Origin of the sequence: Pseudomonas sp. KCJK9000, from assembly GCF_046230725.1 — a bacterium.
Lineage (GTDB): Bacteria > Pseudomonadota > Gammaproteobacteria > Pseudomonadales > Pseudomonadaceae > Aquipseudomonas > Aquipseudomonas promysalinigenes.
Genome location: NZ_JBJJLN010000006.1, coordinates 121,537 through 136,735 on the forward strand (window position 1 = coordinate 121,537; position 15,199 = coordinate 136,735).

The 15,199-nt window shown below is 60.7% G+C and carries 13 protein-coding genes; 7 read left to right on the forward strand and 6 right to left on the reverse strand.

Annotated features, from left to right (window positions below):
* Positions 1-77: 77 nt before the first annotated feature.
* Positions 78-734: an alpha/beta hydrolase gene (locus ACK59H_RS04820; protein ID WP_060478992.1), complete on the reverse strand. Its 657-nt coding sequence runs from the start codon at positions 732-734 to the stop codon at positions 78-80.
* Positions 735-1,065: 331 nt separating this feature from the next.
* Here ACK59H_RS04820 and ACK59H_RS04825 point away from each other — a divergent pair, with 331 nt between their 5' ends.
* From ACK59H_RS04825 to ACK59H_RS04840, 4 genes are all read left to right on the forward strand, one after another.
* A complete protein-coding gene (locus tag ACK59H_RS04825) occupies positions 1,066-2,094 on the forward strand; it encodes an amino acid ABC transporter substrate-binding protein (protein WP_261744840.1) in 1,029 nt (342 codons plus the stop codon).
* A 67-nt stretch (positions 2,095-2,161) separates the two neighbouring features.
* Positions 2,162-3,340, forward strand: a complete 1,179-nt coding sequence (locus ACK59H_RS04830; RefSeq protein ID WP_207937080.1) for an amino acid ABC transporter permease — start codon at positions 2,162-2,164, stop codon at positions 3,338-3,340.
* Between the two features lie 10 nt (positions 3,341-3,350).
* Complete coding sequence (locus ACK59H_RS04835; protein ID WP_060478995.1) at positions 3,351-4,448, forward strand: amino acid ABC transporter permease; 1,098 nt, start codon at positions 3,351-3,353, stop codon at positions 4,446-4,448.
* 10 nt (positions 4,449-4,458) lie between these two features.
* Positions 4,459-5,223 (forward strand): amino acid ABC transporter ATP-binding protein, encoded by a 765-nt coding sequence (locus ACK59H_RS04840; protein WP_054899237.1) that lies wholly within the window; start codon positions 4,459-4,461, stop codon positions 5,221-5,223.
* A 34-nt stretch (positions 5,224-5,257) separates the two neighbouring features.
* Here the strand turns inward: ACK59H_RS04840 and algW are convergent, their stop codons facing one another.
* A complete protein-coding gene (gene algW / locus ACK59H_RS04845; RefSeq protein WP_186477471.1) occupies positions 5,258-6,418 on the reverse strand; it encodes a Do family serine endopeptidase AlgW in 1,161 nt (386 codons plus the stop codon).
* 169 nt (positions 6,419-6,587) lie between these two features.
* Here algW and ACK59H_RS04850 point away from each other — a divergent pair, with 169 nt between their 5' ends.
* The 3 genes from ACK59H_RS04850 (at position 6,588) to cysN (ending at position 10,426) form a co-directional block, all read left to right on the forward strand.
* Positions 6,588-7,346 carry a Nif3-like dinuclear metal center hexameric protein gene (locus ACK59H_RS04850; RefSeq protein WP_060478997.1) on the forward strand — a complete coding sequence of 253 codons (759 nt, stop codon included), beginning with the start codon at positions 6,588-6,590 and terminating at the stop codon, positions 7,344-7,346.
* A gap of 244 nt (positions 7,347-7,590) precedes the next feature.
* Positions 7,591-8,508: a sulfate adenylyltransferase subunit CysD gene (gene cysD / locus ACK59H_RS04855; protein WP_054884652.1), complete on the forward strand. Its 918-nt coding sequence runs from the start codon at positions 7,591-7,593 to the stop codon at positions 8,506-8,508.
* A 16-nt stretch (positions 8,509-8,524) separates the two neighbouring features.
* Positions 8,525-10,426, forward strand: coding sequence for a sulfate adenylyltransferase subunit CysN (cysN, locus tag ACK59H_RS04860; protein ID WP_060478998.1), 1,902 nt, complete (start codon positions 8,525-8,527; stop codon positions 10,424-10,426).
* Positions 10,427-10,742: 316 nt separating this feature from the next.
* Here cysN and ACK59H_RS04865 read toward each other — a convergent pair whose 3' ends face one another.
* From ACK59H_RS04865 to ACK59H_RS04880, 4 genes are all read right to left on the reverse strand, one after another.
* A complete protein-coding gene (locus tag ACK59H_RS04865; RefSeq protein WP_060480367.1) occupies positions 10,743-12,104 on the reverse strand; it encodes an amino acid permease in 1,362 nt (453 codons plus the stop codon).
* A gap of 56 nt (positions 12,105-12,160) precedes the next feature.
* Positions 12,161-13,102 carry an AEC family transporter gene (locus ACK59H_RS04870; protein ID WP_060480368.1) on the reverse strand — a complete coding sequence of 314 codons (942 nt, stop codon included), beginning with the start codon at positions 13,100-13,102 and terminating at the stop codon, positions 12,161-12,163.
* A gap of 205 nt (positions 13,103-13,307) precedes the next feature.
* Positions 13,308-13,868 carry a response regulator transcription factor gene (locus tag ACK59H_RS04875; RefSeq protein WP_060480369.1) on the reverse strand — a complete coding sequence of 187 codons (561 nt, stop codon included), beginning with the start codon at positions 13,866-13,868 and terminating at the stop codon, positions 13,308-13,310.
* Positions 13,868-15,124: an ATP-binding protein gene (locus tag ACK59H_RS04880; RefSeq protein WP_060480370.1), complete on the reverse strand. Its 1,257-nt coding sequence runs from the start codon at positions 15,122-15,124 to the stop codon at positions 13,868-13,870. The genes ACK59H_RS04875 and ACK59H_RS04880 overlap by 1 nt, the downstream gene beginning before the upstream one ends.
* Between the last annotated feature and the right edge of the window lie 75 nt (positions 15,125-15,199).

Below are 15,199 nucleotides of genomic sequence, written 5' to 3' on the forward strand. Positions count from 1 at the left end.
AATGTACGCCGGGCAGTGTAATGCAAGAACTGAACGCGGCGTAGCAGAAAACTCCCACAGCTACAAATGGAGTTGGCTTATTGCAACTGCTTACTCAACCAGTCGTGGATATCGCTCAGCTCCTCGACCGCCACTTCGTGTTCCATTGGGTATTCATGCCAGCGCGCCGCAACGCCCCAGGTATTGAGGTATTCGAACGCTGTGCGGCCCATGGACGGAATCACCACGGGGTCGTGCACGCCGTGTAGGCACAAGGCAGGCGTGCGCTGCTGGCAGGCGCTCAGCTGGTGACCCTCGGTGAAGGTAGGTGCATACGTGGAGAGGGCGATAACCCCGCCAAGCGCCTCTTGCCACTTTATATAAGCGGTGTGCAGCACCACCGCGCCGCCCTGGGAGAAGCCGGCAAGGAAGATGCGCGACAAGTTGATGCCCTTGGCCTGCTCGGCCTTGATCAGGGCAATGATCTGCTCGGCCGACTCTTCGAGCTGCGCTTCGTCGATGGCCCGCGCTGGCGTCATGGCCTTGATGTCGTACCAACTGGGCATCGCGTAGCCACCGTTGATGGTCACCGGGCGAGTCGGTGCCTGCGGCATGATGAAGCGCGTGCTGAGCAGACGCTCCTGCATGAATTCGGCCACTGGTAGGAAGTCGTAACGGTCGGCACCCAAACCATGCAACCAGATCACACAAGCGTCAGCGGTTTTCTGGGGTTCGAGAATCAACGGGTTGGTCATGACTGCTCCGAAAAAGTGCGTGCCTTGTTGGGTAATGCGTGAAAAGAAGGCAGAGGGTTTGATTGTCGGAAAAAGAATGTCGCAACGATACAACTTTTAGTACTTGACGAATGCTTAAACGCTACAGCCAGCAGATGTGGTATGCGCCTTGCTATCAAAACTGTGATGCGAATGGCAAAACCTGACGGTAACACCTCTCGCACGCGAAGGCTGTCACAGAACAGCCCATTGCGCCAATTGACCCAATAACAAGCCAGCAAGGGTCGGATGCGCCTCATAAGGGTGCGGTGCAATTCCGGCTCGTACAACAAGAGCGATTTGGAGGTTGTGAATGAAGATGTTGAAAACCACCCTGGCAGTCCTGACCGCTGCCGCTGCGCTGGGCGCCGTAAGCACCGCCCACGCCGGCGCCACTCTTGATGGAGTGAAGAGCAAGGGCTTCGTCCAGTGTGGCGTGAGCGATGGTCTTCCAGGCTTCTCGGTACCTGATGCCCAGGGCAAGATCATCGGTATCGACGCCGATGTGTGCCGTGCCGTAGCCGCCGCCGTATTCGGTGACGCGACCAAGGTCAAGTTCAGCCAGCTCAACGCCAAGGAGCGCTTCACCGCGCTGCAATCGGGCGAAGTCGACGTACTGTCGCGCAACACCACTTGGACCAGCTCGCGCGATGCCGGCATGGGCCTGGTCTTCACCGGCGTAACCTATTACGACGGCGTGGGCTTCCTGGCCAACAAGAAGCTCGGTGTCAAAAGCGCCAAAGAGCTCGATGGCGCTACCATCTGCATCCAGGCCGGGACCACTACCGAACTGAACGTATCGGACTACTTCCGCGCCAACGGCCTGAAGTACACCCCAATCACCTTCGACACTTCCGATGAAAGCGCCAAGTCGCTGGAGTCCGGCCGTTGCGATGTACTGACCTCGGACAAATCGCAGCTCTTCGCCCAGCGTTCCAAGCTGGCCGCGCCGACCGAGTACATCGTGCTGCCAGAAACCATCTCCAAAGAGCCACTCGGCCCGGTGGTGCGTAAAGGCGACGAAGACTGGTTCAGCATCGTCAAGTGGACCCTGTTCGCCATGATCAATGCCGAAGAGGCCGGCATCACCTCGAAGAACGTCGAGGCCGAGGCCAAGTCCACCAAGAACCCAGACGTCGCCCGCTTGCTCGGCGCCGACGGTGAATACGGCAAAGACCTCAAGCTGCCCAAAGACTGGGTAGTGCAGATCGTCAAACAAGTCGGCAACTATGGCGAAGTGTTCGAGAAGAACCTTGGCCAGAGCACCGACCTGAAGATCGACCGTGGCATGAACGCCCTGTGGAACAACGGCGGCATCCAGTACGCGCCACCTGTGCGCTGATGGCTGCACCCTGCGGCGGCATCCCGCCGCCGCAGGTCGTTCGAATCCCTTTTTCTCGGGGCACTTCATGCAAAATCAAATTGGCGTATCCAAAGGGTTTTCCCTGAGCGATCCGCGTGTACGCGCCTGGCTGTTTCAGATACTTACCATCGTCTTCGTGGTCGGCCTGGGCTGGTACCTGTTCCACAATACCCAGACCAACCTACAGCACCGAGGCATCACCTCCGGTTTCGACTTCCTGGAGCGCAGCGCAGGGTTCGGTATCGCCCAGCACCTTATTCCCTATGTGGAATCGGACAGCTATGCGCGGGTGTTCGTCATCGGCTTGCTCAACACCCTGCTGGTGACCTTCATCGGCGTGATCCTGGCGACCATCCTTGGCTTCATCATCGGTGTGGCGCGGCTATCACCGAACTGGATGATCAGCAAGCTGGCAACCGTCTATGTGGAAACCTTCCGCAACATTCCGCCACTGCTGCAGATTCTGTTCTGGTACTTCGCCGTGTTCCTGACCCTGCCGGGACCAAGGGGCAGCATCAACATCGACGATAGCTTCTTCATCAGCAACCGGGGCCTGAACATGCCCGGTGCCGTCATGGCTGATGGCTTCTGGCCGTTCGTCGTTGCCTTGGTGTTGGCGCTGCTGGCGATTGTGGTGATGGTGCGTTATGCCAACCGTCGATTCGACGAAACCGGCGAGCCGTTCCATAAGTTCTGGGCGGGCCTGGCGCTGTTGATCGTCATCCCAGGTGCCTGCACGTTACTGTTCGGCAGCCCGGTGCACTGGGAAATGCCACAGCTCAAGGGTTTCAACTTCGTCGGCGGCTGGGTGCTGATTCCGGAGCTGTTGGCCTTGACCCTGGCGTTGACCATCTACACCGCGGCATTCATTGCCGAGATCGTGCGTTCGGGCATCCGCTCGGTGAGCCATGGCCAGACCGAAGCTGCCCATTCGCTCGGCCTGCGTGACGGCCCAACTTTGCGCAAGGTGATCATTCCCCAGGCACTGCGGGTGATCATTCCGCCGCTGACCAGCCAGTATCTCAACCTGGCGAAGAACTCGTCCCTGGCGGCCGGTATCGGCTACCCAGAGATGGTCTCGCTGTTCGCCGGTACCGTGCTCAATCAGACCGGCCAGGCCATCGAGGTGATCGCCATCACCATGAGTGTCTATCTCGCCATCAGCATCAGCATCTCGCTGCTGATGAACTGGTACAACAAGCGCATTGCGCTGATCGAGCGGTGAGGATACATCCGTGAATGCCCATGTTTTCAAACCCGACATGCCGCCACCGGTGAAAACCGTCGGCGTGCTCGCATGGATGCGTGCAAACCTGTTCTCCAGCTGGCTCAACACCTTGCTGACCCTGTTCGCCGTGTACCTGATTTGGCTGATCGTGCCACCGCTGGTGCACTGGGCATTGCTCGACGCCAACTGGGTCGGCACCACCCGTGCCGACTGCACCAAACAAGGCGCCTGCTGGGTGTTCGTGCAGCAACGTTTCGGCCAGTTCATGTACGGCTACTATCCGGTGGAACTGCGCTGGCGCGTGGACCTCACCGTGTGGCTGGCCGTGCTCGGGGCCGCGCCGCTGTTCATCAACCGCTTCCCGCGCAAGGCCGTTTACGGGCTGGGTTTCCTGGTGCTGTACCCGATCATCGCCTACACCTTGCTGCATGGTGGTTGGCTGGGGCTGACCACGGTTGCCACCAGTCAATGGGGCGGGCTGATGCTGACCCTGGTGATTGCCACCGTAGGTATCGCCGGTGCGTTGCCGTTGGGGATTCTGCTGGCCCTTGGGCGGCGCTCGAGGATGCCGGCGGTGAAGGTGGTTTGCGTCACTTTCATCGAGTTCTGGCGTGGCGTGCCGCTGATTACCGTGCTGTTCATGTCTTCGGTGATGTTGCCATTGTTCCTGCCCGAGGGCATGAGCTTCGACAAGCTGCTGCGGGCCATGATTGGGGTGATCCTGTTCCAGTCGGCATACGTCGCCGAAGTGGTGCGCGGCGGCCTGCAGGCTATTCCTAAAGGCCAGTACGAGGCCGCTGCGGCCATGGGCCTGGGCTACTGGCGCGCCATGGGCCTGGTGATTCTGCCGCAAGCGCTCAAGCTGGTTATCCCCGGCATCGTCAACACCTTCATTGCCCTGTTCAAGGACACCAGCCTGGTGATCATCATCGGTTTGTTCGACCTGCTCAACAGTGTCAAGCAAGCCGCTGCCGACCCGGCCTGGCTGGGGATGGCTACCGAGGGCTACGTGTTCGCGGCCCTGGTGTTCTGGATTTTCTGTTTCGGTATGTCCCGCTACTCCATGCACCTGGAGCGCAAGCTGGACACTGGCCACAAGCGTTAGGAGTTTCGAAATGAGTGAAGCGATCAAGCAGCCTGCCGGCCCCGAAGGCATCATCCAGATGCAGGGCGTGAACAAGTGGTATGGCCAGTTCCATGTGCTCAAGGACATCAACCTGAACGTGCGTCAGGGCGAACGCATCGTGCTGTGCGGCCCGTCGGGGTCAGGCAAGTCGACCACCATCCGCTGCCTCAACCGCCTGGAAGAACATCAGCAAGGGCGCATTGTGGTCGATGGGGTGGAGCTGACCAACGATCTCAAGCAGATCGAGGCCATCCGCCGCGAGGTGGGCATGGTGTTCCAGCACTTCAATCTGTTCCCGCACCTCACCATTCTGGAAAACTGCACCCTGGCCCCGATGTGGGTGCGCAAGATGCCGCGCCGCAAGGCCGAGGAAATTGCCATGCACTACTTGGAACGGGTGCGTATTCCAGAACAGGCGCACAAGTTCCCAGGGCAGTTGTCCGGTGGTCAGCAGCAGCGTGTGGCGATCGCTCGGGCGCTGTGCATGAAGCCGAAGATCATGCTGTTCGACGAACCCACCTCGGCGCTGGACCCAGAGATGGTCAAGGAAGTGCTCGACACCATGGTTGGCCTGGCTGAAGACGGCATGACCATGCTCTGCGTCACCCACGAAATGGGCTTTGCCCGCACCGTGGCGAACCGAGTGATCTTCATGGACAAAGGTGAAATCGTCGAGCAGGCGGCGCCGGATGACTTCTTCGACCGGCCGCGCAGTGACCGGACCAAGTTGTTCCTGAGCCAGATTCTGCACTGATGCAAAAGGGGCCGCGGATGCGGCCCCTTTTGATTTACTTCTCTTCTTTGGTTGCCGCCGGCGCAGGTGGCGGGCGTAGCCCGACCTCGGCGATCAGCTTCAATTGCTGGCCATTGCGCATGACTTCGATGCTGATCTTGTCGCCTGGCTTGATCCGCGCAACTTGGTTCATCGACTTGCGTCCGTCACCCGCCGGTTCGCCGTTGATGCTCAGGATCACGTCCCCCAATTGCAAACCGGCCTTCTGAGCTGGGCCGTCGCGGAAGATACCCGCCACCACAATGCCTGGCCGGCCTTGCATGCCGAACGATTCGGCAAGCTCCTGGCTCAACGGCTGCACTTCGATGCCCAGCCAGCCACGGATCACCTGGCCGTGCTCGACGATCGACTTCATCACTTCCAGCGCCAACTTAACAGGGATGGCAAAACCGATGCCCTGGGAGCCGCCAGACTTGGAGAAAATGGCGGTGTTGATGCCGACCAGGTTGCCATTGGCATCGACCAGCGCGCCCCCAGAGTTGCCTGGGTTGATCGCAGCGTCGGTCTGGATGAAGTCCTCGTAGTTGTTGAGCCCCAACTGATTACGCCCGGTGGCGCTGATGATGCCCATGGTCACCGTTTGGCCAACGCCGAATGGGTTGCCGATGGCCAGCACCACATCACCGATGTGGATATTGTCGGAGCGGCCGATGGTCATGGCAGGCAGGTTCTTGAGGTCGATCTTCAGTACTGCCAGATCGGTTTCCGGGTCGCTGCCGATCACCCTGGCAAGAGTTTCGCGGCCGTCCTTGAGGGCGACGACGATCTGGTCGGCGCCACTGGTGACGTGGTTGTTGGTCAGCAGATAGCCTTCCGGGCTCATGATCACCGCCGAGCCCAGGCTCGACTCCCAACGCCGCTGCTTGGGCAGGTTGTCGCCGAAGAAGCGGCGAAACTGCGGGTCCTCGAACAGCGGGTGGGCGCTCTTGTTCACAACCTTCGTGGTGTACAGATTCGCCACGGCGGGTGCGGCGAGGGTTACGGCGTCGGCATAGGACACCGGGCCCTGCATCACCTGCGTGGTTTGCGGTGCTTGCTGGAGGTTGACGTCCTGGCTGGGCAGGCCGACCCATTCCGGGTAGCGCTGAATGATCAGCACGGCGATTAGAATACCGGTGAGCAGGGGCCAGCCGAAGTAACGCAAAGCCTTGAACATGAATGAGTCCTGGAAAAGAGCAAGAGCCGTTGCTCGTGCAGTGGTGCATGAGCGCGGGCGATCATACACCGGTTTCCCCGATGCCAGCGACGGCCCATAATGGCCGGCATTATACGGGCGTTCTGCAGGCGTTGCGCCCCGCGAAAGCCCAGATTTCGAGGAGATTTTCATGGCCGTTGCACTCAACACGCTGGTCGAGGAAGCCGAGCGCTACCTGGGCAGCGCGAAGATCCAGGACTACTGCCCCAATGGCCTGCAGGTCGAAGGCAGGCCGCAGGTCAGCCGCATCGTCAGTGGTGTCACCGCCAGCCAGGTATTGCTCGATGCTGCGGTCCAGGCCGAGGCTGACCTGGTGCTGGTACACCATGGTTACTTCTGGAAGGGGGAGAACCCCTGCGTAACCGGGATCCGTCAGCGTCGCTTGAAGACACTGCTGAACAACGACATCAGCCTGCTGGCGTTTCATCTGCCCCTTGATGTGCATGCAGAGGTTGGCAACAACGTGCAGCTGGCGCGGCAACTGGACATTACCGTCGAAGGCCCACTGGACCCAGAGAACCCCAAGGTCGTTGGGCTGGTCGGGTCGCTGGCCGAGCCGCTCACCGCACGCGATTTTGCCCGCCGAGTCCAGGACGTTCTGGGGCGTGAGCCATTGCTGGTGGAAGGTGATCAAATGATCCGTCGGGTGGGCTGGTGTACGGGTGGTGGGCAGGGCTACATCGATACGGCCATTGCCGCTGGGGTAGACCTGTACCTGACCGGCGAGGCGTCGGAGCAGACCTACCACAGCGCCCGTGAGAACGGCGTCAGCTTCATCGCCGCCGGGCACCATGCTACCGAGCGATACGGGGTGCAGGCGCTGGGCGAATACCTGGCGCGGCGCTTCGCCCTGGAGCACCTGTTCATCGATTGCCCGAATCCAATCTGACTCCGGTGTCGTCTGGTTTACGGTGAACGGGCCTCCACCTCTAGGGCGTCGCCCTTGGTCTGGTGCGGTCACCGTGGGAGGGGTTTACCCGCGAAAGGCAGACCGTGCCAGCCCAAACCCGCAGTCATATCGTTAGATTTTTTCGATCTAGCCAGCCTCCTAAATAGAAGCATCCGCTGTGATACAGTGGCTCGCTCGAACACGGCCCGCTGGCCGTCCATAAGATCGTTTTACGTGAGTAGCCATGGTCGACAAACTGACGCACTTGAAACAGCTGGAGGCGGAAAGCATCCACATCATCCGCGAGGTGGCCGCCGAGTTCGACAACCCGGTGATGCTGTACTCGATCGGCAAGGATTCCGCCGTGATGCTGCACCTGGCGCGCAAGGCCTTTTTCCCAGGCAAGCTGCCGTTCCCGGTGATGCACGTCGACACCCAGTGGAAATTCCAGGAAATGTACCGCTTCCGCGACAAGATGGTCGAGGAGATGGGCCTGGAGCTGATCACTCACGTCAACCCTGAGGGGGTGGCGCAGGGCATCAACCCATTCACCCATGGCAGCTCCAAGCACACCGATATCATGAAAACCCAAGGCCTGAAGCAGGCACTGGACAAGCATGGTTTCGATGCTGCCTTTGGTGGCGCGCGCCGCGACGAAGAGAAATCGCGGGCCAAGGAGCGCGTCTACTCGTTCCGTGACAGCAAGCACCGCTGGGACCCGAAGAACCAGCGCCCTGAGCTGTGGAACGTGTACAACGGCAAGGTCAACAAGGGCGAGTCGATCCGCGTCTTCCCTCTGTCGAACTGGACCGAGCTGGATATCTGGCAGTACATCTACCTTGAAGGCATCCCGATCGTACCGCTGTACTTCGCCGCTGAGCGTGAAGTCATCGAGAAGAACGGCACCCTGATCATGATCGACGACGATCGTATCCTCGAGCATCTTTCCGAGGAAGAAAAGGCGCGTATCGTCAAGAAGAAGGTACGTTTCCGTACCCTCGGCTGCTACCCGTTGACGGGCGCTGTCGAGTCCGAAGCCGAAACGCTCACCGACATCATTCAGGAAATGCTCCTGACGCGCACGTCCGAGCGCCAGGGCCGGGTCATCGACCACGATGGCGCAGGCTCCATGGAAGACAAGAAACGTCAGGGCTACTTCTAATTTTCAGGGTTACTCCATGTCGCACCAATCCGATTTGATCAGCGAAGACATCCTCGCTTATCTGGCTCAGCACGAGCGTAAAGAACTGCTGCGTTTCCTCACCTGCGGCAACGTGGATGACGGCAAGAGCACCCTGATCGGGCGCCTGCTGCACGACTCGAAGATGATCTACGAGGACCACCTCGAGGCCATCACCCGCGATTCGAAAAAAGTCGGCACCACCGGCGAAGAAGTCGACCTGGCGCTGCTGGTAGACGGCCTGCAAGCCGAACGTGAGCAGGGCATCACCATCGATGTCGCCTACCGCTACTTCTCCACTGCCAAGCGCAAGTTCATCATCGCCGACACCCCTGGCCACGAGCAGTACACCCGCAACATGGCCACCGGTGCGTCGACGTGCGACCTGGCGATCATCCTGGTCGATGCCCGCTACGGTGTGCAGACTCAGACCCGCCGCCACAGCTACATCGCATCGCTGTTGGGCATCAAGCACATCGTGGTTGCGGTCAACAAGATGGACCTCAAGGGCTTCGATGAAGAAGTCTTCGAGTCGATCAAGGCCGATTACCTGAAATTCGCCGACGCCATCAACCTCACGCCGAGCAGCCTGCACTTCGTGCCGATGTCCGCACTCAAAGGCGACAACGTGGTCAACCACAGCGATCGCTCGCCGTGGTACGCCGGCCCGACGCTGATGGAAATCCTCGAAACCGTCGAGGTGTCGGCCGACCGCAACTTCACCGATCTGCGTTTCCCGGTGCAGTACGTCAATCGTCCGAACCTGAACTTCCGTGGCTTCGCCGGCACCCTCGCCAGTGGCGTGGTGCACAAGGGCGATGAAATCGTTGTGCTGCCTTCGGGCAAGAGCAGCCGGGTCAAGTCCATCGTCACCTACGAAGGTGAACTGCAAAGCGCTGGCCCAGGCCAGGCCGTGACTCTGACCATGGAAGATGAGATCGATATCTCCCGTGGCGACCTGCTGGTGCACGCCGATAACGTGCCGCCGGTGACCGACCAGTTCGACGCCATGCTGGTGTGGATGGCCGAAGAGCCGATGTTGCCGGGCAAGAAATACGACATCAAGCGCGCCACCAGCTACGTACCGGGCTCGATCGCCAGCATCACCCACAAGGTCGATGTGAACACCTTGGAACAGGGGGCTGCAAGCGCCCTGCAACTGAACGAGATCGGCCGGGTCAAGGTGGCGCTGGACGCCTCGATCGCACTGGACGGCTATGACAGTAACCGCACCACTGGCGCGTTCATCGTCATCGACCGCCTGACCAACGGCACCGTCGGTGCCGGCATGATCATCGCACCGCCCGTTCTGCCGCACGGCAGCACTGGCCAGCATGGCAAGCAGGCCCACGTCTCTACCGAAGAGCGCGCCTTGCGCTTCGGTCAGCAGCCGGCGACTGTGCTGTTCAGCGGGCTGTCGGGCGCTGGTAAGAGCACCCTGGCCTATGCCGTAGAGCGCAAGCTGTTCGACATGGGCCGTGCAGTGTACGTGCTCGATGGCCAGAACCTGCGTCATGACCTGAACAAGGGCCTGCCTCAGGACCGCGCTGGCCGCACCGAGAATTGGCGCCGCGCCGCTCATGTGGCGCGTCAGTTCAACGAAGCCGGCCTGCTCACCTTGGCTGCATTCGTTGCCCCGGATGCTGAAGGCCGCGAACAGGCCAAGGCGTTGATTGGCAAGGACCGCCTGGTCACCGTTTACGTTCAGGCCTCGCCGCTGGTGTGCCGCGAGCGTGACCCACAGGGCCTGTATGCTGCCGGTGGCGACAACATCCCGGGCGAGAGCTTCCCGTTCGATGTGCCGCTGGATGCCGACCTGGTGATCGATACACAGAGCGTCAGTGTTGAAGACGGTGTGAAGCTGGTGCTGGATGTGCTGCGTCAGCGTGGTGCGATCTAAGCATTGTGGCTTGTGAAAAACCCCGCTTTGGCGGGGTTTTTTTATGGGTTCGCCTGGGGATTTTTAGCGTTCGTGAGATCGAGCGCCGCCCGCGCGGCGCATCGCGAGCTGCGCTCGCTCCTACGCTTGTTTCGGGCCAATTGATCCTGTGTGATTTGCGCGCGGACGCCTTGGTGCATGGCGCGATATCGCGTCGTACAAACAAGGCGGTCGCGCGCACCTGCCACAGGCGTTACTGGCCCGAAACAAACGTAGGAGCGAGCAAAGCTCGCGATGCGCCGCGCGGGCGGCGCTCGATCTCACAGGCGGTGCAAATTCAACGCCGAACCTGCCGCGTCTTCTTCAGCTTGAAGGCCACCCACAGCACCGCAATCCATCCCGGAATCAGCATCACCGAAATTCGAATCGGCGGGGTCAGGTACATCACCACCAGAATCAGAACGATGAACGCCAGGCACAGGTAATTGGTCAGCGGATGCCCCCAACTTTGGTAGAACGGGGTAACACCCGCTGCCAACTTGGCCTTGCGAAACTTCAGGTGGGTGATACTGATACTGGCCCAGTTGATCACCAGCGCCGACACCGCCAATGCCATCAACAGCCCGAAGGCCTCGCCTGGCATCAGGTAGTTGATCAACACGCAAAGGCCGGTGGCCACTGCCGAAACACCAAGCGCGGTGAGCGGCACGCCACCGCGGCTGACCTTGAGCAATTGCCGCGGCGCATCACCCTGGCTCGCCAAGCCGAACAGCATGCGGCTGTTGGCATAGACGCAGCTGTTGTATACCGACAGTGCAGCGGTCAGCACCACGATGTTGAGAATGGTCGCCACCACATCGCTATCCAGTTCGTGGAAGATCATCACGAATGGGCTGCCACCTTGCACCACCTTCTGCCAAGGGTACAGCGTCAACAACACTGCCAGCGCACCAATGTAGAAGATCAGGATGCGATAGACCACCTGATTGGTCGCCTTGGGAATGCTGTGGCGCGGGTTGTCCGCCTCGGCAGCGGTGATGCCGACCAATTCCAGGCCCCCGAACGAGAACATGATCACGGCCAAAGCCATCACCAGGCCTGCCACGCCGTTGGGGAAGAACCCGCCGTACTGCCACAGGTTGGATACGCTGGCATCCGGGCCACCATTGCCACTCGCCAGCAGCCAGGCACCGAAACCAATCATGCTGACGATCGCCACCACCTTGATCAGTGCGAACCAGAACTCCATCTCGCCATATACCCTGACCTGGGTAAGGTTGATCAGGTTGATGACCACGAAGAAGATCGCCGCCGTGGCCCAGGTCGGGAAGCCTGGCCACCAGTACTGCACGTAGATCCCGACCGCCGAGAGTTCGGCCATGCCGACGAGCACGTATACCACCCAGTAGTTCCAGCCGGAGACGAACCCGGCGAACTCGCTCCAGTAGTGGTGGGCGAAGTGGCTGAAGCTCCCCGCCACCGGCTCCTCCACCACCATCTCACCCAACTGACGCATGATGAAAAAGGCCATCAGGCCGGCGATGGCATAGCCCAGCAATACGGAAGGGCCTGCCAGCTGGATGGTCTGGGCGATGCCAAGAAATAACCCGGTACCTACAGCACCGCCCAGCGCGATCAGCTGGATATGGCGATTCTTCAGCCCGCGCTTCAACGGCTCGGGCGTGCTCTGGTCTTGCATGAAAAGTCCTTTGGCTCAGTGAGGCAGTGTTTTTGCTGTTGTTTGCAGTGAAGGATCTAGATCCATCCGCCCCACTGCAAGATGAAAATACCAATGTTGGTGGTGACCGCAGCCATCAGCGTAGTGATCACGATGATCGACGCCGCCAGTTCATGATTGCCGTTGGCCGCGCGCGCCATCACATAACTGGCTGCCGCCGTGGGGCTGGCGATGTACAGGAAAAGGATGCCCAGCTCGGCACCGCGGAACCCGCACAACCAGGCGCCCAGGGTGCCGATCAACGGCAGCCAGACCATCTTCACCAGGCTGGCATCGATAGCCAGCTTGCCGCTGTCGCGCAGCGCTGCCAGCGAAAGGGTGCCACCGATGCAGATCAGCGCCAGTGGCAGGGTCATCTGCGCCAGATAGTCGCCCGAGGTGAGCAGCCAGTTGGGCAGCGGCACCTGGCCGTAAGCCATGGGTGTCGCCACCAGGACGCTGATGATCAACGGGTTGCTGAAAATGCTCTTGAGGATGCTCCAGGGATCGGATTTGAGCTGCGAGCTGTACACCGCCAGCACCACCGCCGACAGCGAGTTGTACATGAGGATGACGACCCCTGCGAGCACCGCCCCCAGGGAAATGCCGTAATCACCGTAGAGGCTGGCGGCCAGGGCCAGGCCGATCACTCCGTTGTTGCCGCGAAACGCGCCTTGGGTGTAGATGCCGCGCTCGGCCAATGGGCTGCGCCAGACAGCCATACCCCAGGCCATGGCGAAACCGACCAGGGTAGCGACGACGAAGTAGAGGATGACTTTAGGTTGCACCGCTGTAGCGAGGTCGGCGTGATAGATGCCGAGGAACAGCAGCGCTGGCATGCAAACGTTGAACACCAACTGCGAGGCGATCCGGTTGAAGTTGTCGTCGATCAGATGGATGCGTTTGAGCAGCACGCCCAGAAACAGCATGGCGAAGACCGGTGCCGTGATGTTAAGCGTCTGGATGAGAAGGGCAAGCATGCGCGAGCGGTCCTGGTGGAGTTGCCTTTAGGCGACTGATGATACGCCAACGCGCCAGGAAATGCGGGGATCTAGCAGGACTATAAACACATTTCTCGATTCACCTGTGCAGGCCTAATCGCGGGTGAAGGTGCGCCTACAGGCTGTGTACGGTTCCTGTAGGCGCGGGTTCACCCGCGAAAAGGCCAGCCCAAGCCGCAGACATTCAGCGACGCACAGGGCGCTTCTGCAATTTGCGCTGCAAGGTACGCCGATGCATGCCCAGCGCCCGGGCAGTGGCGGAGATATTGCCTTCGTGCTCGTTCAGCACGCGCTGTATGTGTTCCCACTGCAGGCGGTCCACCGACATGGGGTTTTCCGGCACCAAGGTATCGAGGTCGGCATGCTCGGAAAGCAACGCCGCCAATACATCGTCGGCGTCGGCTGGCTTGCACAGGTAGTTGCAGGCGCCGCGCTTGACCGCCTCGACAGCGGTGGCAATGCTCGAATACCCGGTCAGGATCACCACGCGCATCTCTGGGTCCAGCTCGAGCAGCTTGGGCAGCAGCACCAGGCCGGAGTCGCCTTCCATCTTCAGGTCCAACGTGGCGTAGTCCGGCAGGTCCTGCTGGGCCAGGGCCAAGCCCTCCTCAGCAGAACCGGCAGTGCTCACACGAAAGCCGCGGCGGCTCATGGCGCGAGCCATCACTCGAGTAAAGGTGGCGTCATCGTCCACCAGCAACAGGTGCGGCAGCTCTTCGCCTTCAACCTGGTTTTCGTCGCTCATCATTCATCTCCTCGCTTGCCATGGGGCAGGCGCAGTTCGGTCAGGGTGCCACCCTGTTCATGACTATAGAGTTTTACCGAGCCGCCCGCACGGGTCACGCTGGCCTTGCTCAGGAACAGGCCTAGGCCAAAGCCTTTGCCCTTGGTGGTAATGAAGGGTTTGCCGATGGCCTCGGCAATGGCCGGCGGTACACCGGGGCCATGGTCACGGATGCTGATCAGGATGTCCTGGGCGTCCCAGTCAAGGGTCACCTGCAGGTCGTCAGGGCAGGCATCGGCGGCATTGTTCAGCAAGTTCAGCAGTGCCTGTGTCAGGTCTGGTGGCGGCGTCAGGCACGGCACCTGACCATCGCGCAAGCGCTGGAAGCGGTAACTGGCCTCAGGCCGCATCAGGTGCCAGCGGTTCAACGCCTCATCAAGCCAGGCTGTGACCTCCTGCTCGACCACCGCCAGGCGGCGGTTGGCCTCAGCGGCGCGCACCAACTGCTGGAGGGTCTCCTTGCACAGCTTCACCTGGTCCTGAAGGATTTGCAGATCTTCCTGCAGCAGCGGATCGGTATGGTCCTGGCGCATTTCGTTGAGCAGCACGCTCATGGTCGCCAAGGGGGTGCCCAGTTCGTGCGCTGCGCCGGCAGCCTGGGTGGCAACGGCCAGCAGTTGCTCATCACGCAGGCTCTCTTCGCGGCGCTCGGAGCGCAACTGCTCCTGACGACGCAGCTCCTCGGCCATGCGCGCGGCGAAGAAGGTAATCACGGCGGCGGCCAGCGCAATACTCAGCCACATGCCATAGACCTGCATCTTGTCCCGCGCCATCGGCAGGCCTTCGAGCGGGTAGAACTGCACCAGCAGCAGGCTGTAGGCGGTCAGGGCGATGCCCGACAGAATCAGCGAGTACAACCACGGCAAGGTCACCGCCGCGATCGCCAACGGCACCAGGTAATAAGACACGAATGGATTGGTGGAGCCGCCTGAGTAATACAGCAAGGCGCTGTGGATCAGCAGGTCGCAGGCCAATTGCAGCGCGTATTCGGTTTCGGTGACCGGCAGCGACAACCGCAGGCGCAAGGCTGTGAAGGCGCACAGCAGTGACGACAGGGCCAATGTGGCGGCCAGCGATAACCACGGCAGCGGCAGCAGGTCGGTCCAGTAGGCGACCCCTACGGACCCTGCCTGAGCGGCTAGGACCAACACCCGAATGACGGTCAGGCGCCAGAGGTTCTGGCGGGTGGCAGAGAGCGGTTGTGCGGCGGCGAGCATGCGCTGTCCCGATGAATGCTTCAGAAAAATCGGCTGAAGTATACCCAAGCCAGCCCCCGCGCTGTAGCAATGCGG

Bases quoted from the DNA above. Each gene is read 5' to 3' on its own strand.
- algW (WP_186477471.1), bottom strand. From the start codon at position 6,418: ATGTTCAAGGCTTTGCGTTACTTCGGCTGGCCCCTGCTCACCGGTATT.
- ACK59H_RS04830 (WP_207937080.1), top strand. From the start codon at position 2,162: ATGCAAAATCAAATTGGCGTATCCAAAGGGTTTTCCCTGAGCGATCCG.
- cysN (WP_060478998.1), top strand. From the start codon at position 8,525: ATGTCGCACCAATCCGATTTGATCAGCGAAGACATCCTCGCTTATCTG.
- ACK59H_RS04880 (WP_060480370.1), bottom strand. From the start codon at position 15,124: ATGCTCGCCGCCGCACAACCGCTCTCTGCCACCCGCCAGAACCTCTGG.
- cysD (WP_054884652.1), top strand. From the start codon at position 7,591: ATGGTCGACAAACTGACGCACTTGAAACAGCTGGAGGCGGAAAGCATC.
- ACK59H_RS04870 (WP_060480368.1), bottom strand. From the start codon at position 13,102: ATGCTTGCCCTTCTCATCCAGACGCTTAACATCACGGCACCGGTCTTC.
- ACK59H_RS04875 (WP_060480369.1), bottom strand. From the start codon at position 13,868: ATGAGCGACGAAAACCAGGTTGAAGGCGAAGAGCTGCCGCACCTGTTG.
- ACK59H_RS04850 (WP_060478997.1), top strand. From the start codon at position 6,588: ATGGCCGTTGCACTCAACACGCTGGTCGAGGAAGCCGAGCGCTACCTG.
- ACK59H_RS04840 (WP_054899237.1), top strand. From the start codon at position 4,459: ATGAGTGAAGCGATCAAGCAGCCTGCCGGCCCCGAAGGCATCATCCAG.
- ACK59H_RS04865 (WP_060480367.1), bottom strand. From the start codon at position 12,104: ATGCAAGACCAGAGCACGCCCGAGCCGTTGAAGCGCGGGCTGAAGAAT.
- ACK59H_RS04820 (WP_060478992.1), bottom strand. From the start codon at position 734: ATGACCAACCCGTTGATTCTCGAACCCCAGAAAACCGCTGACGCTTGT.
- ACK59H_RS04825 (WP_261744840.1), top strand. From the start codon at position 1,066: ATGAAGATGTTGAAAACCACCCTGGCAGTCCTGACCGCTGCCGCTGCG.